Source organism: Achromobacter sp. RTa, assembly GCF_000757485.1.
GTDB lineage: Bacteria > Pseudomonadota > Gammaproteobacteria > Burkholderiales > Burkholderiaceae_B > Achromobacter.
On sequence record NZ_JPYO01000027.1, the window covers coordinates 382,743 to 402,651 of the forward strand.

At 63.0% G+C, this 19,909-nt stretch carries 22 protein-coding genes and 1 tRNA gene; 8 read left to right on the forward strand and 15 right to left on the reverse strand.

All coding sequences use genetic code 11. The features are described 5' to 3' along the window. Positions 1 to 5: 5 nt before the first annotated feature. A complete protein-coding gene (locus JL37_RS09865; RefSeq protein ID WP_043543657.1) occupies positions 6 to 1,220 on the reverse strand; it encodes a cation:proton antiporter in 1,215 nt (404 codons plus the stop codon). A 254-nt stretch (positions 1,221 to 1,474) separates the two neighbouring features. Between JL37_RS09865 and JL37_RS09870 the strand changes: the two genes are divergently transcribed. The 3 genes from JL37_RS09870 (at position 1,475) to JL37_RS30380 (ending at position 2,737) form a co-directional block, all read left to right on the forward strand. Beyond that, a tRNA-Ser gene (locus JL37_RS09870) sits at positions 1,475 to 1,565 on the forward strand. Positions 1,566 to 1,920: 355 nt separating this feature from the next. Further along, entirely contained in the window at positions 1,921 to 2,259 is a 339-nt protein-coding gene (locus JL37_RS30375) for a hypothetical protein (protein ID WP_156124258.1), read from the forward strand. Further along, positions 2,252 to 2,737, forward strand: coding sequence for a hypothetical protein (locus JL37_RS30380; RefSeq protein WP_156124259.1), 486 nt, complete (start codon positions 2,252 to 2,254; stop codon positions 2,735 to 2,737). The genes JL37_RS30375 and JL37_RS30380 overlap by 8 nt, the downstream gene beginning before the upstream one ends. A 686-nt stretch (positions 2,738 to 3,423) precedes the next feature. Here the strand turns inward: JL37_RS30380 and JL37_RS09880 are convergent. Further along, complete coding sequence (locus JL37_RS09880; RefSeq protein WP_156124260.1) at positions 3,424 to 4,110, reverse strand: hypothetical protein; 687 nt, start codon at positions 4,108 to 4,110, stop codon at positions 3,424 to 3,426. Positions 4,111 to 4,665: 555 nt separating this feature from the next. Next, positions 4,666 to 5,094 carry a terminase small subunit gene (locus tag JL37_RS29995; RefSeq protein ID WP_369798534.1) on the reverse strand — a complete coding sequence of 143 codons (429 nt, stop codon included), beginning with the start codon at positions 5,092 to 5,094 and terminating at the stop codon, positions 4,666 to 4,668. Between JL37_RS29995 and JL37_RS09890 the strand changes: the two genes are divergently transcribed. Then, positions 5,089 to 6,072: a putative phage abortive infection protein gene (locus JL37_RS09890; protein ID WP_081955019.1), complete on the forward strand. Its 984-nt coding sequence runs from the start codon at positions 5,089 to 5,091 to the stop codon at positions 6,070 to 6,072. The genes JL37_RS29995 and JL37_RS09890 overlap by 6 nt on opposite strands. 149 nt (positions 6,073 to 6,221) lie before the next feature. Here the strand turns inward: JL37_RS09890 and JL37_RS09895 are convergent, their stop codons facing one another. From JL37_RS09895 to JL37_RS09910, 4 genes are all read right to left on the reverse strand, one after another. Further along, positions 6,222 to 6,431, reverse strand: a complete 210-nt coding sequence (locus tag JL37_RS09895; protein WP_043543662.1) for a hypothetical protein — start codon at positions 6,429 to 6,431, stop codon at positions 6,222 to 6,224. A gap of 161 nt (positions 6,432 to 6,592) precedes the next feature. Beyond that, positions 6,593 to 7,210, reverse strand: coding sequence for a flavin reductase family protein (locus tag JL37_RS09900; RefSeq protein WP_043543663.1), 618 nt, complete (start codon positions 7,208 to 7,210; stop codon positions 6,593 to 6,595). A gap of 3 nt (positions 7,211 to 7,213) precedes the next feature. Continuing rightward, the gene (locus JL37_RS09905) at positions 7,214 to 8,173 is read right to left on the reverse strand and encodes a carbon-nitrogen hydrolase family protein (RefSeq protein ID WP_043543665.1); all 960 of its coding nucleotides are present in this window, start codon (positions 8,171 to 8,173) and stop codon (positions 7,214 to 7,216) included. 14 nt (positions 8,174 to 8,187) lie between these two features. Next, positions 8,188 to 9,840, reverse strand: a complete 1,653-nt coding sequence (locus JL37_RS09910) for an MFS transporter (RefSeq protein WP_043543667.1) — start codon at positions 9,838 to 9,840, stop codon at positions 8,188 to 8,190. Between the two features lie 161 nt (positions 9,841 to 10,001). Here JL37_RS09910 and JL37_RS09915 point away from each other — a divergent pair, with 161 nt between their 5' ends. Beyond that, entirely contained in the window at positions 10,002 to 10,850 is an 849-nt protein-coding gene (locus JL37_RS09915; protein ID WP_043543668.1) for an IclR family transcriptional regulator, read from the forward strand. Between the two features lie 78 nt (positions 10,851 to 10,928). Here the strand turns inward: JL37_RS09915 and JL37_RS09920 are convergent, their stop codons facing one another. From JL37_RS09920 to JL37_RS09930, 3 genes are read right to left on the reverse strand one after another with little or no spacing between them, the layout of a single operon-like run. After that, complete coding sequence (locus JL37_RS09920) at positions 10,929 to 11,909, reverse strand: tripartite tricarboxylate transporter substrate binding protein (RefSeq protein ID WP_043543670.1); 981 nt, start codon at positions 11,907 to 11,909, stop codon at positions 10,929 to 10,931. A 37-nt stretch (positions 11,910 to 11,946) separates the two neighbouring features. Beyond that, positions 11,947 to 12,852: a dihydrodipicolinate synthase family protein gene (locus tag JL37_RS09925; RefSeq protein ID WP_043543671.1), complete on the reverse strand. Its 906-nt coding sequence runs from the start codon at positions 12,850 to 12,852 to the stop codon at positions 11,947 to 11,949. Positions 12,853 to 12,868: 16 nt separating this feature from the next. After that, positions 12,869 to 13,996 carry a mandelate racemase/muconate lactonizing enzyme family protein gene (locus tag JL37_RS09930; protein ID WP_043543672.1) on the reverse strand — a complete coding sequence of 376 codons (1,128 nt, stop codon included), beginning with the start codon at positions 13,994 to 13,996 and terminating at the stop codon, positions 12,869 to 12,871. A gap of 162 nt (positions 13,997 to 14,158) precedes the next feature. On the opposite strand from JL37_RS09930, the gene JL37_RS09935 reads away from it, so the two are divergent. Further along, positions 14,159 to 15,037: a LysR family transcriptional regulator gene (locus JL37_RS09935; RefSeq protein ID WP_043543673.1), complete on the forward strand. Its 879-nt coding sequence runs from the start codon at positions 14,159 to 14,161 to the stop codon at positions 15,035 to 15,037. A 12-nt stretch (positions 15,038 to 15,049) separates the two neighbouring features. Here JL37_RS09935 and JL37_RS09940 read toward each other — a convergent pair whose 3' ends face one another. Together JL37_RS09940 and JL37_RS09945 are read right to left on the reverse strand one after the other, a co-directional pair. Continuing rightward, positions 15,050 to 16,243, reverse strand: coding sequence for an amidohydrolase family protein (locus JL37_RS09940; RefSeq protein ID WP_043543674.1), 1,194 nt, complete (start codon positions 16,241 to 16,243; stop codon positions 15,050 to 15,052). Between the two features lie 68 nt (positions 16,244 to 16,311). Then, positions 16,312 to 16,509, reverse strand: coding sequence for a hypothetical protein (locus tag JL37_RS09945; protein ID WP_043543675.1), 198 nt, complete (start codon positions 16,507 to 16,509; stop codon positions 16,312 to 16,314). Positions 16,510 to 16,698: 189 nt separating this feature from the next. Between JL37_RS09945 and JL37_RS09950 the strand changes: the two genes are divergently transcribed. Together JL37_RS09950 and JL37_RS09955 are read left to right on the forward strand one after the other, a co-directional pair. Then, entirely contained in the window at positions 16,699 to 17,202 is a 504-nt protein-coding gene (locus JL37_RS09950; RefSeq protein WP_043543676.1) for an ASCH domain-containing protein, read from the forward strand. A 304-nt stretch (positions 17,203 to 17,506) separates the two neighbouring features. After that, positions 17,507 to 17,824: a virulence factor gene (locus tag JL37_RS09955; RefSeq protein ID WP_043543677.1), complete on the forward strand. Its 318-nt coding sequence runs from the start codon at positions 17,507 to 17,509 to the stop codon at positions 17,822 to 17,824. Between the two features lie 94 nt (positions 17,825 to 17,918). Here JL37_RS09955 and JL37_RS30385 read toward each other — a convergent pair whose 3' ends face one another. The 3 genes from JL37_RS30385 to serS form a co-directional block, all read right to left on the reverse strand. Continuing rightward, positions 17,919 to 18,083: a hypothetical protein gene (locus JL37_RS30385; RefSeq protein WP_156124261.1), complete on the reverse strand. Its 165-nt coding sequence runs from the start codon at positions 18,081 to 18,083 to the stop codon at positions 17,919 to 17,921. Then, on the reverse strand, positions 18,070 to 18,318 hold the full coding sequence (locus JL37_RS30000) for a hypothetical protein (RefSeq protein ID WP_081955020.1): 249 nt from the start codon (positions 18,316 to 18,318) through the stop codon (positions 18,070 to 18,072). Before JL37_RS30000 ends, JL37_RS30385 begins: the two co-directional genes overlap by 14 nt. 233 nt (positions 18,319 to 18,551) lie before the next feature. Then, a complete protein-coding gene (gene serS / locus JL37_RS09960) occupies positions 18,552 to 19,898 on the reverse strand; it encodes a serine--tRNA ligase (RefSeq protein WP_043543678.1) in 1,347 nt (448 codons plus the stop codon). Positions 19,899 to 19,909: the final 11 nt, after the last annotated feature.

Here is a 19,909-nt window from a genome sequence, read left to right on the forward strand (position 1 = left end):
GCGGATCACGCCGCAGGCGGCTTGTCCGGGGGGCCGGAAGGCGGCGCTCCGGGGCCGGGTGAACCGGCGACCGGAAGGTCCGCCATGCCGCCCCGGTTCTCGGGGATGCGCTCCAGCAGCTTGATGAGCACCGGCACGACGCCCATCGAGATCGCCACCACCACGGACAGCACGTCGCGCTGCTCCAGATCCATCAGATGGTTGTCCCAGGCTTCGTTGAAAATGGCGAAGCTGAACTCGCCGCCCTGCGCCAGCGCGACCGCGAACAGCAGGCGGTGGTAGCGAGGCAGCCCCAGGAAGCGCGCGAATCCATACAGCACCAGTCCTTTGACGAGCAGCAGCGCCGTCACTCCGGCGATGATGAAGACCCAATGGTGCTCCACCACCTTCAGGTTCACGGACATGCCGATGGCCACGAAGAACAGCCCCAGCAGCAAGCCCTTGAAAGGGTCGATCGCTTTTTCCAGTTCGTCCCGGTAGCGGGACTCGGCCATCAGCACCCCGACCAGGAATCCGCCCAGGCCCGCCGACAGGCCGGCGTAGTCGAACAATTGCGCGGCGCCCACCACCATCAGCAGGGCCGCGGCGGTGAACAGCTCGTTCAGCTGCGCCCTGGCCGCCCAGCCCAGGAGCTGCAATCGATGAGCCACGGCAACCACGACCACCGCGATCAGCGCCTCCTTGAAGGACGGCGCCGACGTGCCGTCCGTGCCCAGGAGGCCGGCCGCCACCAGCATCGGAATCGCCGCCATGTCCTGGAACAGCAACAGCCCCAGCGCCGAGCGCCCCAGCGGCATGCGCATCAGCCCGCGCTCCTCGAGCAGGCGCAAGGCCACCGCCGTGGACGACAGCGCCAGCGACAGGCCGCAAAGCACCGCCGCCTGCCATTCCATTCCGGCCAGGTGCCGCAACGCCGCGCCGAACACCACCCCCAGCAGCAGGCCGCAGACCAGCATCTGCAGGGATCCCAGTACGAAGACCTCGTTGCGCATTGCCCATAGACGCTTGGGCGAAAGCTCCAGCCCGATGATGAACAGCATCATGACCACGCCCCACTGGGACACTCCGATCATGGTGTCGACGTTCGTGACCAGCTTCAGGCAGGACGGCCCCACCAGCACGCCCGCGATCAGGTAGCCCGGGATGGCGCCCAGGCCCAACTGCTGGGTCACGGGTACGCAAAGCACGGCCGCTAGCAGGAGGATGAGGATCAGATCCATGGGGCGATGGGCTACGGGTGGACGGTGGGACGCACGGCGCGGAAAGGCCGGCTCTGCCAAGATTCTGGGCAAAGAATGCCGCCGCCGGAAGTCCGTTGAAACCCGCTATGGGCGTCTTTCAGGCGCCGCTTTACACAAAGGAAAAAAATCCTGTAGAATTGCGGGCTTCGCTACTTCGACGACGTAGATCCTTCCGACCAGGGATTCTTTCGTGGAATTGATTTTCCACCGTTTTCGAAACCAAGTAGTGGAAAGGAGAGGTGGCAGAGTGGTCGAATGTACCTGACTCGAAATCAGGCGTACGGTATCCCCGTACCGTGGGTTCGAATCCCACCCTCTCCGCCAAGTATTGTTTGTATGTTGTTGATTTTTAATAAAAAAACGACATACTGAAAAATCAGCCCCACATGTGTCCCCACGTGTGGGGTTTTTTCATGCGTGTTCGCTGTTGCTTCAGCCCAACCCCATCAAACGTTCTCAAGTAGCATCTATGCTTTGCGCGGGCGCCTAGCTCCGGGATGATGAAGCTGGGCAGTGGTTGCGGAGCTAGGACGCCCTTTTTCCTCTTGCTTTAGCGGGCTGGTATCGTCGGAGTCGCCCCATCAGTTTTAAAGAACCCTCGCAATTTTTCTGTCGACAAGTTCGGGAGCTAGTCCATGAGCAAAGATCCCGAAGTTTGCATTACGAATGAGATGATCGAATGACGGACCCGATTGATGATTCAGACGCCGAAGAACCAACATTGTTCCGAGATATCGTTGCATTCATGGCGGCCAAGAAGGTATCTACCAAATGTCCTGCATGCGGAAGTGCCTCGTGGGATCTAATTGGGACTGAGGATGCCGAGAACTCGCTTTGGCCAGTGATCCCCACGCGCGGCTTGACCGTAGACGGCAACACGACGCGTATGGCAAGCCGGGTAATCATCGCCGAATGTAATAATTGCGGTTTCTTGCGGTTTCATAGCTATAGAACGTTCGAAAAATGGAAGGCGCAAAAGAACAAAGAAGGGGCATCGAAGGAAATCGCAGATGAGTAACGCCTACAACGTTCCTCTCAAGGACCGCGGTCCATACGGGAGATCTGCCTCCTTCGGGCAGGTTGCACAAGGAGGCGGTGGCGGCGACAATGGTGGCATGGATCGCCTTGATCACCTTGAAAAGCGAGTCGACGACATCGACGGCCGACTCGGCCGGATCGAGAAGGACGTGGACACCCTAAAGGGGGATGTCAGTACTCTGAAGTCCGACGTCAACACGATAAAAACCACGCTCGCCAGCATTGATGCAAAGCTCGATATTGGTGGCATTCGCGCGTCAGTGGAGAAGGCTCACACCGACATCTACAAATGGATTGTCAGCATCATCGCGGTGGTTGGGGCAATTTACTTCGGCATTCAGCGGTTAGCGCCTGTAGTCCCACCCCAAGGATATCCGCAAGCAGTAGCTCCGCAGGTGGTACCGACGCCGACTCCAGCACCGGTTCCAGTTCCCGCTCAGCCTCCCCAAGGAAGATAGTTAGCAGCGGCACCCATGCTCCAAGCCACCTCCGGGTGGCTTTTTCATTTGAGCGGCTTCCAGCGAAACAGAACAGCCCCTCAGAAGGGGCTTTGCTTTGTGCCTTTTGCCGCCAGACTCTGGGCTCAGGGTGGTGCTAGAAATATCCTCTCAACTCTTCCTGTGATGCGCCGCCGCGCGCCTCAAAGTCCAACAAAACTCCCATCGGAACCTCGGCCTCTCGGTAACCCAGCGGCACCGACCGGTCGTGCGTCAGAATCCAACCGGCACTGTCGCCTTCCGGGCCCCAAATCACAATAAAGCGCGCCTGGTCCTCTTCCTCGAAGCTTCGCCAGCCTCGGTCCACGAACCTATTCTTCGCGCCTCGCGGCCCTTCTTTTGCATCGGCGATGCTTGCAAAAGTGGCCTTCCGCCACCCCGCTCGGTCATGAACAGCACGGAACTTAACAGGACGCGCTACACCCGTCGCCATAGCTCACCACCTCCATTCCAATCAGTTTGATGCTCACACGTTGCCGCTTCCGAGGTTGGTTTGGGACAGTGTCGACTTGGCCAACAGAAAGGCCGGTACCAGTTCCGTAGGCGCTCTCTGCGCTGGAGTGCCCAACCAGCCTGCCGTGAGTGGGCTCTTGTTCGGGAGGCAAGGCTGACCCCAGCGGGAGATAGGTGGCCCTGGCCAGGCACGCCTACGGGGCTTGAATTGAAAGCTCGGTGGTCGGATGGAAATCAAACTCAACCTGCACCCATCGGCGCACCGCCCGGAAAGGCCGCCAGGGCTTGGGTTCTCCTGCAGAATCACTGATCAAGCCCTCTGCCGGCAGCGGCAATTGACGCTGAACCATGGCAAGCGCTTCGTTGTATCGGAAGTAGCAATAGGAACTTGAAATCAGCAGGTGGTCGGCCACCTCTTTCATCCTGTTGTCGAACCTACGCAGCAGGTGGAGGTATGCGCCAGCTCTCGATTCGTGCGGCTCGTGTTCTCTGGGCTCTGTCATAGCTTCTTCTGCCGCGATCAAGTGCAGCAGAGGATCGCTGAAGCCATTCGCGGCCAGCTTGCGCATTGCCGGGTGGTCATCGATGCTGACTTCTTCGCCGTCGATGTGACGATCCAGCTTGACGGCGTGGCGCACCACAGTCTCGCCATAGGTCGTCAACTCGTTGTATAGGAATGCAACTAGTCGATCTTGAAAAAACGAGTCATCGAAGTTGAGTGCTACGCCCAGCTTTTCAGCCACCACGGGCGCCATCAACCAAGCTTCGCCCTCGATATCTTCAGGTGTGTACTCGTTGTGTGTCTTCCATGCGATGGACTTAAATCTCTGGTGCGTTGTACTGACGAATCGCTGGAATGCTTCAAAATCGGCCCCTGACACTGCTGCCCCCCCACGACTTGGCAGTTGGTAGGGTATTACCCGGGTACCCTAAATCGCAATGAGCGCTGCGTAAGCGACCTTTTCAAGGTACAGCAGATCGGAATCGCCTTAAGGCGTAGCGACTTGCCGCTTTGCGCTGGACCAGCATGTTCTTGTCCGACCTGCGGGGCCGTGCCGGGTACATCCCGGCGGGCCGAGCCCGCGACGCCGGCATCGCTCCGGCGAGCGTTGGGGGGCTCCGCCGGGTTCGGGCGGCAGGCTTGCAGCTACTCTGCCGCGGTGAGGCGGTTCTGACTGCGCTTGTCTGCCGCGTAGGTGGGTTTAGAACTGGTACCGCAAGCATTGAGAGCGGTTCACTTAGGTATCAGGGTCCCTGTTCCACCGACCTCAACATTCCTCAACAGGCTGACGACTTCGTAGCGGGGGCCATGTCAGGTTTTGACGGGTTCTCGCCATCCCAGGATTCTTTACACCTACTCCAGGTTGAATGGCCGGCGGGCGTTATGAGCTCCATTCGGAAGTGCCTTTAGTCTAATTCGACCGAGCGATGGTCATTCAGACTGTAGGGGGCCTGTAGGGTTTTGCGACCTGCAACAAAAGCCCATTTTGGTGTTGGCTTTGTTGGGGCAGTCTTGCCATCGTCCTCGTCGTCGGCAACACGACGCTCAGTCTTCCCCCAGCGCACGATCTTGCGGATGTCGCTGAAGCCAATCTTGGCCAACTCCCGCAGACCATATCCTGGGTAATTTCGGTCCGCGCTGAGCGCTTATCCTGAGCCGCTTTCACGGCATCTTGGATACTAAGTTTTGCTAAGAGCTGCGCTCCCTGCTCATTCGCAGTCTTTTGGGAATAACCCGCCCTTATCGCCGCTTGCATGGCGTTGAGGTCAACGAGGTACTCATCCACGAAGCGGCGCTGTTTGTCTGTTAGCGCCATACTGAATATATTCCCATTGTGCCTATTTCGTACAAACAAAAAATGCATCCAACTACCCAGCGGCAGCGAACCAAAACTGCGAAAACCCGCCGGTTAATCATGCTCTTTCTCGCACTCCCCGCTACGGTCGCGACAATCGCCATAGGGTTATTCATCTATAAGTTTCATGGCCGGTCGCTCTCTCCAGAAACCGGAGATTGGGGCACGTTTGGCGACTTTCTGGGAGGAATTGTCAACCCCATCGCGGGCCTTGTGACGATCGTGCTACTCGTACTCACGTTACGCTCGCAACAGGACGAGCTGGAGGAGCAGCGCAGGCAGCTTGCCAAGCAAGCCTTCGACCAATCATTCTTTGGCTGGACGAGCAGCTACCGAGAATTGATTGCAGAGTTGCAGTACGGCGCCGGCACCGAGGATGACCCACGTACAGGGGGTGTAGTTGCGCTCGACGCGATCATTCGAGGCTGCGCACTCAATAACTTTCAGACTGCGACGTTGATAGAACAGTATCAAGCTGCCAGCAAAGCGGAGCAAGACAGGCTTCGATCTGAGCAAAAGATCGAGGCCGCAGATCGGTGGAAGCGCGTATTCTTGCAGAACGAGCCTCAGCTAGGCGCGCTTGTTAGAACGCTCTATTCGTTGCTGAGGTGGGTGGATTCACACCCGAATGTGAGCTGGGCGGAAAAGTGGGACGCTGTGTTGATCCTACGAGCTCGGCTTTCGGGCCCAGAACTGCGGGCTATCTTTTTCAATGGGTTTCTACCTGAGGGAAGAAAGTTCAACGCATACGTCCATCGGTATGCGCTGTTGGATAACTTGCCGCGCGTTGGCCACAATCGCATCAAACTGGCGATGCACCTAGACCTCCACCCCTTTGAACGAGCGAGCTTCGATTCCGACCTAGCCAGGGCTGAACTTCTCAAGTCGAATGCAGTGGAGCCGTTATCTGCACCGACTCATTCACCGGTCGAGGACCGTAAACTACTTAGTCGGGGCCAAACCGAAACAGCGGAACGCAAATATTGACGCGTTCCCGGACTTCTTATCGCACCCCGCATTGGGATCAAACCGGAGCTTTATGTCTGCCAGCCGGAGCCTATTCAGCGCGGCGTACGGTCTCTCTGACCCCTGCTCTCTGGACACAAAGAAGCCGCCGAGAGGCGGCCTACTAATTCTTAGTTATCGCTCGGCTTGCGGATGAACTCGTCGGTACCTGCGCGCCACGATCCGTATACGACTTCATATGGATCCCCGCACAATTCAAACACCTGGTCTGCTGCTTCCTTCGAATCGTAAGGACCGCGCAGGTCCCATCCATCACGGTCTTTCAAAACACCCCAAGCCATATACATGCCGGGGTTCTCAATGTTCTTGGGATACGCCATAGAATCTCCTGTGTAAATAGATAAGATTACCGAACCTTTAAGTCGCGGAGCGTTAGTTAAGCACCGCTACATTATCTTAGAGCGCAGGAGCACGCCCCCCTTCCCAGCAAGGCTCCCGATTCAAAAAGGCCAATCCCATGGGATTGGCCTTTTGCTTTCCGTCAGACCGGCGCCGTCGGCCGGGCCAGCTGAAACAGGTCCGAGCTGCGCGCGTACCACCCCCCGCCGTGCATGCGCGCGATCAGCGCCATGGAAGGCGTGTCCACATAGCCGCGGGCGGCGTCCTGCACATAGGCGTCATCGACATGCGCGCCGAGCACGCGGCCGATCACCACGATCTGCCGCGGGCCGGTGACGACCGTCGCCTGGCTCACGCACTCCAGGGACACGGGGCTGCCCTCGATCAAGGGCGGACGCACGTGGATGGCGGGCTTCGCGGCCAGGCCGGCCGCCGCCAACTCGTCCACGTCCGGCGGATAGTCCGCGCAGGTCTGGTTCATCTGCTGGACGAGGGATTCCGGCACCAGGTTCACGACGAACTCGCCGTTCTCGATAATGTTGGCGCCCGAATCCTTCAGTTCGCCATTGGCATGGCGCATCAGCCCGATGGCGACCGTAGGGGGCTGGTGCCCCATGACGTTGAAAAAGCTGAACGGCGCCGCGTTGACGACGCCTTTGCCGGATACCGTGGTGACCCACGCGATCGGGCGCGGGGTGACGGTCGATGTCAGCACGTTGTAGACCGTCTGCGCTGGCAAGGCGCTGAAATCGAAATGCATGAATCAAGCCTCCTGCTGCTGGGCGTCGTCGATGGCGGAAACGGCGCGCTTGGCGCGGGTGTCCACCTGCAACTGGAACACGTCGGGCCGCGCATAGTGGCCGGAGACGTCGAAATCGTACTTGCCGCGCAGGATCTGCTTGGGGTTGATATCCGCGTAGAGGATGGTCTCGCCCGAGAAGTCGGGGCCGGCCAGCACCTCTCCCAGCGGATCGATGATGGCGCTGCCGCCGCGCATCAGCACCGTGTCGGGCTTGTCGCCCAGCGCGCATTCGAAATCGTCGGGGTAGGCGTCGCGGCGCAGGTGCTGGCAGGACGTCAACACATAGCAGCGCCCTTCCAGCGCGATATGCCGCATGCTGGGGATCCATGAATCGCGATCGTCCGCGGTGGGCGCGCAATACAGCGCCACGCCCTGGCTGTACATGTACATGCGCAGCATCGGCATGTAGTTTTCCCAGCAGATGACCGCGCCGATCTTGCCGTAGGGCGTGTCGAAAACCGGCATGGTGGAGCCGTCGCCGAAGCCCCAGATCAAGCGCTCCCCCGCGGTGGGCATGAGCTTGCGGTGCTTGCCCGCCAGCCCGTTCCTGCCATTGAAATACAGCACGGTGCAGTACAGCGTGCCGCCATCGGCCTCGATGCAGCCCATCACCACGAAGCTGTCGGTCTCGGCGGCGGCCTCGGCGATCAGCGCCACTTCCTCGCCATCCAGCCGGACGGCCTGGTTGTGATAGCTGGCGAAGGCGTCGCGGCCTTCGGGCTTGCGCATGCCGATCGGCGCGCCGAAGGAATTGCCCTTGGGGTAGCCGCCGAGAAACGCCTCGGGGAACACCTGCACACGGGCGCCCTGCTCCGCCGCCTGGCGGATCAGGGACGCCGCCTTCTGGGCGCAGGCGATGCTGTCGGTGGGAATGGATGCGGCCTGGATGACGGCGGCCTTGAAGCTCTGTTGCGCGGACATGTCTCTCCTTTCTCTCAGTGTGCGGCGTCTTCGTCAATGGCGCGGGCGCGGGTGTTCGGCAGGAACAGGCTGCCGATGACGCCGACTACCGCTGTCACGGCGACCGGATACATCAGGCCGCCGAAAATATTGCCGCTGGCCTGGGCCAGGTAGGTCGCGGTAAAGGGCACGATACCGCCGAAGATGCCGGCGCCGATGTGGTACGGGAAGGATAGCGCCGTATAGCGGATGCGGGCGGGAAACAATTCAACCAGGTAGGATGCGACCGGGCCGTAGACCATGGCCACGACGGCGGTCATCAGCACCAGGATCAACACGATGGTCGCATTGTCGACGCGCGCGGGATCGGCGCGCTCGGGATAGCCCGCAGCGGACAGGGCGGCCGCATAGCCGGCGCGGTCGAAGCCGTCGACGGTCTTGCCGCCTACGCTCATCGCGATTTCCTGCCCCGGCAGCGGCGCGGCGTACTCGAAATTGATGCCCTTGCCGACCAGGAACTTCTTGGCCTGCACGCACACCTTCTTGTGGTCGGCATGGCTGCCGATCATCGCGGCCTGCAGCCCGAAATCGCAGGCGCCGCCGCTCACGTCGGCATGCACGCGCACCGGCGTGCTTTGCATGGCTTGCGCCAGGGCCGGATTGCCCGCCTTGAGCAGCACGTCGAACATGGAGTGGTAGCCGATGGCCGCGATGAACAGGCCCGCCATCATGATCCACTTGCGGCCGATGCGGTCCGACAGCCAGCCGAACAGCACGAAGGTAGGCGCCCCGATGATGAACCCGATCAGGATCAGCGTGTAGACGCTGGTCTGGTCCAGCTGCACGGCCTGCTGCATGAAGATCATGACGTAGAACTGGCCGGTGAAGTAGGTTGCGCCCTGACCGGCGGTGACGCCGATCAGCGCCAGCAGCACCAGCCGCAGGCTGGACCACTGGCCGAAGGTTTCCTTGACCGGATTCTTCGACAGGCGGTTCTGCTGCTTCATGCGCGTGAACACGGGCGACTCATGCAGCTTGGCGCGCACGTAGATCGAAATCGCCAGCATCACGATCGACAGGATGAACGGCAGGCGCCAGCCCCACTGCCGGAAGTCTTCCGCGCTCATCGACGCCTGCGTGCACAGGATCACGATCAGCGACAGGATCAGGCCCGCCGACGAGGTGATCTGGATCCACCCCGTCAACAGCCCGCGGCGCTTCGGCTCGCAGTGCTCGGCCACGTAAATCACCGCGCCGCCATACTCGCCGCCCACGGCCAATCCCTGGATGACCCGCAAGGTAAGCAGCAGGATCCACGACAGGTGGCCGGCCGATTCATACGTGGGCAGGCAACCGATCAGGACCGTCGCTCCGCCCATCATCACCACGGTAATCAGGAAGGTGTACTTGCGGCCCAGCTTGTCGCCCAGGTAGCCGAACATCACCGCGCCCAGCGGCCGGATGATGAAACCCACCGCCAGCGCGCCCAGCGCGGCCAGCAGGGCGACGGTGGGATTGTCCTGCGGGAACAGGACCTGGCTCATGAAGACGGCCAGGGTCCCGTAGATGAAAAAGTCGTACCACTCGAACAAGGTGCCCAGCGTCGAGGCCACCACCACCTGGCGTTCCTCTTTCCGGCTGAGCGTCTGGCCTCCGCCGACGCCCTGCATTGCAACGTTCGCTTCCATGCTTGCTTTCCCCAATCGCTTTAGATTGATATTGCTGTAGTCATTAACTATTATCAAACTTAAGCCAGGCCAGGAAAAAGCTAGGGAAAACCCGGCGCGCCCTTCTCTTTACCCGCCGGAGCCGCTGCTACACTCCCGCCAGAAACACTGTGGAGGCAGTAATGGCAAGGCCCGCCGGCAAGGTCGAAAAGAACGCAGAACAAACGCCAACCACTGCGCGCAGGGGCATCCAATCGATCGAGGTGGGGTTCCGGATCCTGGACGTGATCCGCAAGGCCGGCCGCCCGCTGCCCTTGAAGGAAATCGCGGACGCCTGCGGGCTGACGGTGCCCAATGTCCATTACTACCTGGTGAGTTTCCAGAAGGTGGGCGTGGTGCAACAGCACGCGGACACCGGCCACTATGGCCTGGGGCCCTATGCCTTGCGTCTGGGCCTGGCGGCCCTTGAACAGTTCGACGTCTTCACCACGGCCCGTCCCATCATGGCCGAAGTCGCCTCGATTACCGGCCATACGGTGTTCCTGGGCGTGTGGGGCAACAAGGGCCCGACCATCGTCTACCGGGTGGAGGGCGCCCGCAGCCGGCCCCTATTGGAATTGCGGGTGGGCAGCGTGCTTCCGCTGCTGTCTTCCGCGCTCGGCCGGAATTTCCTGGCCCACCTCCCGGAGGCCAGCACCCGTGAATTGCTGGAGCAGGAAATGGCTACGCCCCAGTCCGAGGGATATGGCGGCGCGGCGGGAAGCTCTTACTCGCCGCAGGACGTGCAGGCCATCCGCGACGAAGTGCGCAAGCACCACCTCAGCCGCTGCCGCGACGCGCTGCTGCCCCATTTCACGTCGCTGTCGGCGCCCATCTTCGACATGCTGGGCGAAATGAAGGCCGCGATCACGCTGATGGGCCCCGTCGGCGCCATCGACGACGACCTGCAATCCGAAACCGCCCGGCTGCTCAGCGAAAAGGCCTGCTCGATTTCAGCCATGGCCGGCTGGGTGGATCCGCAGGCGCGCTGAAACCTGCCGCCCAAGCCCGGTTCCTCGTGCCGGGCTAGCGCTGCGGCGGCGTGCCTGCCATGTTCTTCCGACGGGCGCTCACCCTTCCGCGACGATCTTCGCGTCCTTGATGGTCTTGGCGTATTTCTGCTGTTCCTGCTTCATGAAGTCGGCGAAGCGCTGCACGCTGCCGCCGCCGTCCTCTGCGCCGACCTGCGCCAGTTTTTGCTGCACGTCGGCCATCGCCAGGACTTTGTCTATGTCCTGGTTCATACGCCGGGCCATCGCCCCGGGCATGCTGCCCGGCCCCACCATGCCGAACCAGATGCTGGCCTCGAAGCCCGGATAGCCCTGCTCGGCCACCGTGGGCACGTCCGGCTGGCTCTTGGACCGCTGCTGCAGGGTCTGCGCCAGCGCGATCACCTTGCCCGACTGAATCAGCGGCGTCGCGGTGGTCATGCCCTCGAAGCAGTACTGGACGTGGCCGCCCATCAGGTCGTTCATCAAGGGAGCGGATCCCTTGTAGGGCACGTGCAGCACGTCGATGCCTGCGCGGGCCTTGAAGATTTCCAGCGCCAGGTGCTGCGCGGAGCCCGTGCCGGCCGACCCGAAGACGATCTTGCCGGGCTGGGCTTTGCACAGCTGGACCAGCTCGGGCAGTGTTTTGGCCGGCTGCGCCGCGCCGCCTATCAGGATCGTTGGCGTCTTGCCCACCAGGGCGATAGGCGAGAAATCGCGCTCCACCGAATAGGCCAGCTTGGGCTGCAGGCCAGGCGCGATGCCGTGGCTGTTCACGTGCGCCATCAACAGCGTATTGCCGTCGGCGGGCTGGCGGGCCACCTGCTCTGCAGCGATGAGGCCCGCCGCGCCCGCGCGGTTTTCAACGATGACGGGGATGTTCCACAGCACGCCCAGCTTCTGGCCCAGCAAACGCGCCAGCACGTCGGTGCCGCCGCCCGCGGGGAATCCCACCACGATCTTCACCGGCCCCGACGGCATGTCCTGCGCCCGAGCCGCCGCCGGCAGCACGAGCGCCGCCCCCAGCGCCGCGGCGCCGGTCATGAATTGCCTACGTTGCATGCTTGTCTCCTCGCGCCGGTCTGCCGCCGGCGACTGGTTATGAAAGAACCGCAAGCCGCTGCGCCAGCTGCGCAGCCTCGGCCTCGCTCAACTCCACCAACGGCGGCCTTACGGTGGCCCAGGCCGGATCGCCGCGGCGCTGCGCGATCGCGGCCTTCATGGCGGGAATCATGGGATAGGACTGGAAGACCGCGCGGGTCTCGTTCAAGGCGCGCTGCCTGTCGTCGGCGCCGTCTTCCTGCCAACGGCGGTAGAGCTCGACAATGGGGCCGGCGTTGACGTTGCCGGTGGCGGTGATGCATCCGGCGCCGCCCGCGCGCAGCGTGTCCAGCAGCACCGTCTCCGTGCCGGCGAACACGTCGAAGCCGCGCGGCTGGAAATCGCGCAGCATCGCCGCCGTATTTGCCCAATCGCCCGAACTATCCTTGACGCCCGCGACGATGCCGGGAAACGCACCCAGCAGGCGCTCGATCAGCGGCAGGCTGATCGGCACGCCGGACACAGGCGGGATGTGATACAGGTAGATGCGCAGGCGGTCGTCCGCAACCTGCTCGATGACGTGCGCGAAGGCGCGGAACAGGCCTTCGTCGCTGACGCCTTTGTAGTAGAACGGCGGCAGCATGAGCACGCCGCCGCAACCCGCCTGGACGGCATGCCGTGTCAGTTCCACCGCATCGGGCAGGGCGCAGGCGCCCGTACCCGGCATCATGCGCCCGGCGGGCAGGCCCTCTGCCAGCAACGCGTCCAGCAGCCCGCGCTTCTCCGCCACGGTAAGCGAATTGGCCTCGGAGTTGGTGCCGAAGATCGCCAGGCCCGCGCCCTGTTCGAGCAAGGCGCGGCAATGCTCGACGAAACGCGGAGCGCTGGGCGAGAGGTCCTCGTTGAACGGCGTCAGCACGGGGGAATAGACGCCCTGCGGGCGTTCGGGGGCAGCGGTGCTCATGCGGGCTCTCCAGTGATCAGCGGCCGACGCGGGTCCACTTGCCGAACCGTTCGACCATGCGTTCGTCGAAGCCGAATCCCAGGCCAGGCTCCTGATGCAGGATCACGCGTCCCTGCTTGTGGGTCAGCTGGCGATCGACGAGCTTGCGGAAATTCAGGACCTGGTCGTCCCAGAAGAATTCAACATAACGCGCATTCGGCGTCGCCGCCACCAGCGGCGCATGCACGTCGTGGAACCAGTGAGGGCAGACCACGACGCCATAGCTGGCGGCGGTGGCGGCAATGCGCTTCCATTCGGTGATGCCGCCGCAAACCGCCGCGTCGGTCTGGAGAATGCCGGCCGCGCCTTTGTCCAGGAGCTCTTTGTGGTACCAGCGGCCATAGCCGATCTCGGCGGTTGCTATGGGCAGGCGCGTCAACCGCGCAAGCTTGGCGTGGCTGTCGATATCGTCCGGGCTGAAGGGCTCTTCGATGAAGTAGGGGTCGTACTGCTCGAAGCGGCGGATGTATTGCATGGCCTGGGTCACGTCCTGCCATGCGTTATTGCAGTCCATCATCAGTTCGACATCCGGCCCCACGGCCTCGCGCGCCGCCTTCAGGCGCGCCTCTTCCTCCCGCGGGGACAGGCGGCCCGTCTTCATCTTGACCGCGCGGAAACCCTTCTCCACATAGCTGGCCATTTCCTCGCCCAGATGCTGCGGCGTCTTGCCATCGAGGTAGTAACCGCCGCTGGCGTAGGCGGGCACAGACTCGAGCTCGACCGCGCCCAGGTAGCGGTGCAGCGGCAGGCCGGCCGTCTTGGCGTTCAGGTCCCACAGCGCAATGTCCAGCGCGCTCAGCGCCCGCATCACGGTGCCCTGGCGGCCCTGCAGCAGGGCTTCCTGGTACATGGCGTGCCACAGCCCTTCGACGGCATGCGAGTCCTTGCCCAGCAGCACCGGGGCCAGCAGGCTCTCCACCGCGGCTTCGAAAATGGCGCCGCCGGCGCTGCCGACGTAGCAGAAGCCGATGCCTTCCACGCCGTCCGCGGAGCGGACCTTGACCAGCCCGTAGTGCCGCGTCGACACGGTGCGGTTCGAGAACGAAGTGACTTTGTCCAGGGGCACCGCGGCGGCGCAGACGTCTATGGATTCGATGATGGGCACAACAGGCTCCTTGGTTGCTGGAATGTTCCGACTGGCGGCGCCGGCGCGGTTTGCGCCGTCTCGACGCCCTGGACGTATTCTTGCCCCGGCCAAAGAAAACAACAATTATCTTCATCCATATTTAGAATATGGAAAAAACATCTTCTGGAAAGACAAGAAACCATGGACTCCCGATTCCTGCAGACTTACGTGCACGTGGTGGAGCTGGGTTCCATCGCGCAGGCGGCGCGGCACCAGGGGCTGACCCCGGCCACCGTGCAGCAGCGGCTGCGCGCGCTGGAGGCCGACATGGGCAGCGCCCTGATAGCGCGCTCCGGCCGCACGGTGAAGCCCACCCCGGCAGGCAACCGGATTCTCGAACGCGCGCGCGCAATCCTGCGTGACGTGCGCGATCTGCGCTCGGCCGCCTCGGACACCGAACTGCCCGCGGGGCCGCTCAGGCTGGGCGCCACGCCCACCGCCTTGACGGGAATCATGCCCCCCGTGCTGCGCACCTGGGTGGCCCGCCATCCTCACATCGAGATCTACATAGAACCGGCCCCCACCACCCTGCTCTACAGCAAGGTACTGGCCGGCGAACTGGACGGGGCCCTGCTCGTGCACCCGTTATTCTCCATCCCCAAGACCTGCGTCTGGCGCGACCTGCGGCAAGAGCCGCTGGTGCTGGTGACTCCCGCCGGCATGAAGGTGCGCGATCCGCTGGCCGTTCTCGCCCGGGAACCCTATATCCGTTACGACCGCAGCGTGGTCGGCGGCAAGATGGCGGAGGACTATCTGAGGGCACGCAATCTGCGGCCGCACGTGCGCTTCGAGCTCGACGGTATCGACTCGATCGCCCGCCTGGTCTCGGAGGGATTGGGCGTTGCGCTGCTGCCCGATTGGGCCACCACGGGCGCGCAGTCCGCCAGCGTCAGGCGCTGGCCGCTGCCCGCGCCGTGCCCCGCGCGCACCGTGGGCGCGATCTGGCCGCGCTCGGGAGTGCGCTCGGCGTTGATGCGAGCGTTCGTGGAATTGACCGAGACGCAGCTCGGCCTGGCCTGAAGCGCGGGCCCGTCAGGCCCGGCCGGCCGCGTCCTGGCCGTTGCGGGCCACGATCGCTCCGCCCGACACCACCAGGCGGCGCGGCGCTCGTTTCACGACGGCTTCCGCCACGCAGCTGGCATCGACCAGCACCAGGTCGGCGCGAGCCCCGGGCGCCAGGCCGTAGTCCGCGAAGCCACAGGCGCGGGCCGCCGCGCTGGTCACGCAATCGAACGCCCACTCGACCTCGTCATCGCGGCGCAGATCGTTGCGCAACCCGATCAGCGTGGCGCGCGCCAGCATGTCGGGACTGCCGTAGGGAGTCCAGGTGTCGCGGATGCCGTCATTGCCGCCGAATATGGTCACGCCCGCCTCGCGGCACGCGCGCACGGCTGGAACCGGCCGCGATGGCGGGGCCGTGGTCAGCAGCGAGACGTCCAGCGCGGCAAGCCGCTGCAGCAGCCCGTCGAGCCGCTTCGCGTCCACGCCGCCCAGACAGAAGGCATGGCTGATGACCACCTTGCCGTTCATACCCAGCGCACGGGTGCGGTCCAGGATCAGTTCCAGCGTGAACGCGCCCAGTTCGCCGGGCTCATGCAGATGGATATCGATGGGCTTGCCGTGCTTGTCGGCGATGCCGAACAGCACGTCCAGCGACCGGGCGGGATCGCGGTCGATGGCGGAAGGATCCAGCCCGCCCAGCACGTCGGCGCCGCTCGCGAGGGCCTGGTCCAGCAATTCGGCGGTGCCCGGCCGAACCAGCAGGCCCGACTGAGGAAAGGCCACCGTCTGGATTTCGACGAGCCCCGCCAGCTCCTGGCGCGTGGCGTGCACGCCGTCCAGATGGCGCAGCCCGGCATCGGTGTCGACGTCGACGTGGGTGCGGATGCGGGTAGTGCCTTCGCGCAGGAAGGCAAGCGCAAGCGCCCGCGCATGGCTGGCAGCGTCATGCCCGGTGCTGGCGCGCCATTGCCGTTCGTTATGGATGCGATCGGTCAGCGCCGACCCCACTTCGTTCACGTACCAGGACGATCCCCAGGTGGTCTTATCCAGGTGGGCGTGGCCTTCGACCAGGCCGGGCAGTAACAAGGCGCCCTCGCCGTCTTCCACGGCGATGCCAGGAATCGCGCCGAGCGCCTGGCCGATTTGCTGGATGCGCCCATCGCGCACCAGTACGTCCGCGGCCTCGCCCTGGACGCGGACGTTCTTCAACAACAGGTCGGTCATGGTGGGTTCCTAGGCTTCGCGCGCGGCTGCGTGCCGGGCGCGCGGCCGGGCGATAGCGACGCGGGGGATCAGACTTGGGGCGGTTCGATCCAGAAAAAGCGTTCGCCCTGGCGGACCATGTCGGCCACGCCTTCGGCGCCGATGCGGTAATCCGTACCCATCAGCGTGGCGCCGCCGTCTTCATGAATATGAATGATGGCCAGCGGGTCATTTGCCATGGTGTACCAGTAGTACCCCGGCTTGAGATCATGCAGGTCTGTGTTCATGCTTCGAGTATACAAACTTCCCCGCGCCGTATTCAAAAAGACACATTAATCCGGCCGGGTGCCTGACATGACGCGCGCGACACGGCATACTGTTTGATGCCAAGCCCAAACCGCGCGCTGTTGGCATGCGTCGGCTGGGCATTGCCGCAATGGCGCATATGCCTTGATCGTGAGAGGAACCGCGAGCGTATGAAAAGGCAACCACTTCAGTTCAGCGAGCCGCTTAAACAGGCAGTCTTGAGCGGCGGAAAAGTACAGAGCCGGCGCATCCTGAAGCCGCAACCGAGCAAACCGACCACGGTCTGGTATGCCGATGCCTCGGATTCCGGAAGATGGGTGGCCATGGGTCCGTCCCTGGACAATCCTTCCGAATTGCGCAGAACGTCCAGCTGGGTTCGGTGCCCCTACGGGAAATCGGGCGATAGCATCATATTGACGGACGAAGCCGGCAATCCCTTCACCACGGCCGTCATCGTGGGCGTGCGCATCCAGCGCCTGCAAAACCTGTCCGAAGCCGATGCCCGGGCCGAAGGCATACTCGCGCTTTACCAAGCGTCCTCCCTGCTGCCCGGCGTGCCGCTGCAGACTGCGTTTGCGCTCACGTGGTGCGAACGGTATGGCGCGCATGCCTGGGCGGCCAATCCCTGGGTCTGGGTCGTCGAATTCCGCCGCCAGCAAGCCCTGGAAGCCTGACAGCCGCAATCCGGTGGGGCTCCTGCGCAACACCGTTACGCGCCCTGGGCCGTTGATAGTGACCGTCTGTAACCCTGCCGCCCGGCTTCACGGCATTCCAGCCGATTTCAATCCATTTCAACCCCCGCTTCCCCATAGCGGACCGTTCCTGCTGCGAAGCAACAACAGGCGGGCGATTTCTTTGGGGACGGTTGCGGATTGTCGCGATTGAAGGCTGGCCGCTTACCATTGGCTGGCGGAAAAGTCCGAAAATGGCATCAACGAATACTCAACTTTGCTGCGTCATGCAGTAGGCAGGTGCAACATGAAAAAATGGCTTATCGCTGGTGTAGGTGCCGCGGGTCTGCTGATTTCCAGCGCCGCCCTGGCACGCGTGGACGTCGGCATTTCGATCGGCGTGCCCGGCATCGTGTACCCGGCCCCGGTGTACGTGGCGCCCCAACCCGTCTACGTGCCGCCGCCGCCCCCGGTCTATTACCGCCCCGCACCCGTGTACGTCGCGCCTCCGGTGGTCTACCCGGCGCCGGTCTATTACCGCGGTGGCCGTTATTACGATCGCGGCCACTACCACGGCCGCGGACACGGACACTATCATCGCGGCCGCGGGCACGATCGCGACTAATCCCCCTCCCCGTAAATGACAGAGGCCGCTCCCGGGAGCGGCCTTTTTTTGCATTCTCCGATTGGCGATATGCCGGCGCCCAATCGGGTCGGTTTCAAGCCTGGCGAGCCTGGACCGGTTTTGCGGCGGCCAGGACGGCCGGCTGCTGTGCCGCCGCCTGCGGCGCCTTGCCGTCGGCCCATCGGGGCGATTCCTGGACGAGATCGATCCATCGGCGCGGCGTGCTCGACGCCCGCCACCAACCATTATGCGGACGCATGAGCAAACTCCGGTTCGCCATTGAAGCGCACGCCATTGATACCCTGGAACAATTGCTGGCTCTGCTGCTCTGCTTCGTGCAAGGTGGTAAATGGCGCCTGCCCGGGAACGGTCCAGCATTTTTCCGGTGCAGTGCCGCCAACCCGGCGGGTCCATATTTGCACGCGATAACCTTGATCTTCCTCGCGGGCTACGGAGCATCTCACACGAAAATCTCCAATCATTCTTGAAGTCATGGACAACTCCTTGTTATATAAGTGAATGAAGCGTGTAGAACACAATGTGTATTGTGCCGCAACTATCCGGCCCTTTTTATGGAATACACAATTGCTCACATCAAAATCAGACACTCATGCCGTCAGGTTAATAAGCCAAAACGACAGGAATATGTCCACATAATAAAAAAAAACGGAGCCCGCGGGCTCCGCCTTTTTATCCATCTGATGGAGGATGGACGCATTATCCCGCGTCAGGGTTTCAATACCGTCTGGCCGCCCATATAAGGCTGCAGCGCCTCGGGAATCTGCACGCTGCCGTCAGCCTGCTGGTGGTTTTCCAGAACGGCCACCAGCGCGCGGCCGACCGCCAGGCCGGAACCATTGAGCGTGTGCACGAATTCCGGCTTGCCCTGGGCATTGCGGAAACGCGCCTGCATGCGGCGGGCCTGGAAGGTTTCGCAGTTGGAAACCGACGAAATCTCGCGCCAGGTGTTCTGGGCAGGCAGCCAGACTTCCAGGTCGTAGGTCTTGGCCGAGCCGAAACCCATGTCGCCCGTGCACAGCAGCACGACGCGATACGGCAGGCCCAGCAGCTGCAACACGCGCTCGGCGTGGCCCACCATGTCTTCCAGCGCCTCGTACGACTGGTCGGGATGCGTGATCTGCACCATTTCGACCTTGTCGAACTGGTGCTGGCGGATCATGCCGCGCGTGTCGCGGCCGCCGCTGCCGGCCTCGGAGCGGAAGCAGGGCGTGTGCGCCGTGAGCTTGATCGGCAGGTCCGCCGCGGCCTGGATGGTATCCCTGGCAACGCTGGTCAGGGTGATTTCGGACGTGGAGATCAGGTACTGGTCTTCACGGACGTAGGGCTTGCCCTGGTCGTCCTGCTTGGGATCGTCGTCGCCGCCGCCCTTGGAGACCGCGAACATGTCGTCCTTGAACTTCGGCAACTGGCCCGTGCCATAGAGCGTCGAGGCGTTGACGATATACGGCGTATAGCACTCCGTGTAGCCGTGCGTGCCGGTTTGCAGGTCCAGCATGAATTGCGACAGCGCGCGATGCAGGCGGGCGATGGGGCCGCGCATGAACGAGAAGCGCGCGCCCGACAGCTTGGCGGCCATGTCGAAATCCAGCCCCAGCGGCTCGCCCACGGCGACGTGGTCGCGGGCCTCGAACGGCAGGGCCGGCGGGTTGCCATCGGCGCCGGCGGGGCCCGGCAGCCAACGGCGCACTTCGACGTTGTCGTCGGCGGACTCGCCCTGGGGCACGCTGGCATGCGGCAGGTTGGGCACCGACATCAGCAGGTCGTTGAGCGGCTGCTGCAACGCGGCCAATTCTTCTTCCAGCTGCTTCAGGCGCACGGGCACGGCCTGCGATTCCGCCATGACGGCGCTGGCGTCTTCGCCCTTGGCCTTGAGCTGACCGATCTGCTTGGCCAACGCGTTGCGGCGGGCTTGCAGGGACTCGGTTTCGGTCTGGACGGCCTTGCGCCGGGATTCCAGGTCGTTGAACCGTTCCGTGTCGAAGGACACGCCGCGGGTCTTGAGGCGGTCTACGACGGTTTGCAGGTCTTTGCGCAGCAGTATCGGGTCTAGCATGGTGTGGTCGG

Bases quoted from the DNA above. Each gene is read 5' to 3' on its own strand.
- JL37_RS09950 (WP_043543676.1), top strand. From the start codon at position 16,699: ATGAAAAGGCAACCACTTCAGTTCAGCGAGCCGCTTAAACAGGCAGTC.
- JL37_RS30385 (WP_156124261.1), bottom strand. From the start codon at position 18,083: ATGCGTCCGCATAATGGTTGGTGGCGGGCGTCGAGCACGCCGCGCCGA.
- JL37_RS09910 (WP_043543667.1), bottom strand. From the start codon at position 9,840: ATGGAAGCGAACGTTGCAATGCAGGGCGTCGGCGGAGGCCAGACGCTC.
- JL37_RS09915 (WP_043543668.1), top strand. From the start codon at position 10,002: ATGGCAAGGCCCGCCGGCAAGGTCGAAAAGAACGCAGAACAAACGCCA.
- JL37_RS30380 (WP_156124259.1), top strand. From the start codon at position 2,252: ATGAGTAACGCCTACAACGTTCCTCTCAAGGACCGCGGTCCATACGGG.
- JL37_RS09935 (WP_043543673.1), top strand. From the start codon at position 14,159: ATGGACTCCCGATTCCTGCAGACTTACGTGCACGTGGTGGAGCTGGGT.
- JL37_RS09865 (WP_043543657.1), bottom strand. From the start codon at position 1,220: ATGGATCTGATCCTCATCCTCCTGCTAGCGGCCGTGCTTTGCGTACCC.
- JL37_RS09895 (WP_043543662.1), bottom strand. From the start codon at position 6,431: ATGGCGTATCCCAAGAACATTGAGAACCCCGGCATGTATATGGCTTGG.
- JL37_RS09905 (WP_043543665.1), bottom strand. From the start codon at position 8,173: ATGTCCGCGCAACAGAGCTTCAAGGCCGCCGTCATCCAGGCCGCATCC.
- JL37_RS09955 (WP_043543677.1), top strand. From the start codon at position 17,507: ATGAAAAAATGGCTTATCGCTGGTGTAGGTGCCGCGGGTCTGCTGATT.
- JL37_RS09890 (WP_081955019.1), top strand. From the start codon at position 5,089: ATGCATCCAACTACCCAGCGGCAGCGAACCAAAACTGCGAAAACCCGC.
- JL37_RS09940 (WP_043543674.1), bottom strand. From the start codon at position 16,243: ATGACCGACCTGTTGTTGAAGAACGTCCGCGTCCAGGGCGAGGCCGCG.
- JL37_RS30000 (WP_081955020.1), bottom strand. From the start codon at position 18,318: ATGACTTCAAGAATGATTGGAGATTTTCGTGTGAGATGCTCCGTAGCC.
- JL37_RS09925 (WP_043543671.1), bottom strand. From the start codon at position 12,852: ATGAGCACCGCTGCCCCCGAACGCCCGCAGGGCGTCTATTCCCCCGTG.
- serS (WP_043543678.1), bottom strand. From the start codon at position 19,898: ATGCTAGACCCGATACTGCTGCGCAAAGACCTGCAAACCGTCGTAGAC.
- JL37_RS09920 (WP_043543670.1), bottom strand. From the start codon at position 11,909: ATGCAACGTAGGCAATTCATGACCGGCGCCGCGGCGCTGGGGGCGGCG.
- JL37_RS30375 (WP_156124258.1), top strand. From the start codon at position 1,921: ATGACGGACCCGATTGATGATTCAGACGCCGAAGAACCAACATTGTTC.
- JL37_RS09945 (WP_043543675.1), bottom strand. From the start codon at position 16,509: ATGAACACAGACCTGCATGATCTCAAGCCGGGGTACTACTGGTACACC.
- JL37_RS09900 (WP_043543663.1), bottom strand. From the start codon at position 7,210: ATGCATTTCGATTTCAGCGCCTTGCCAGCGCAGACGGTCTACAACGTG.
- JL37_RS29995 (WP_369798534.1), bottom strand. From the start codon at position 5,094: ATGCATTTTTTGTTTGTACGAAATAGGCACAATGGGAATATATTCAGT.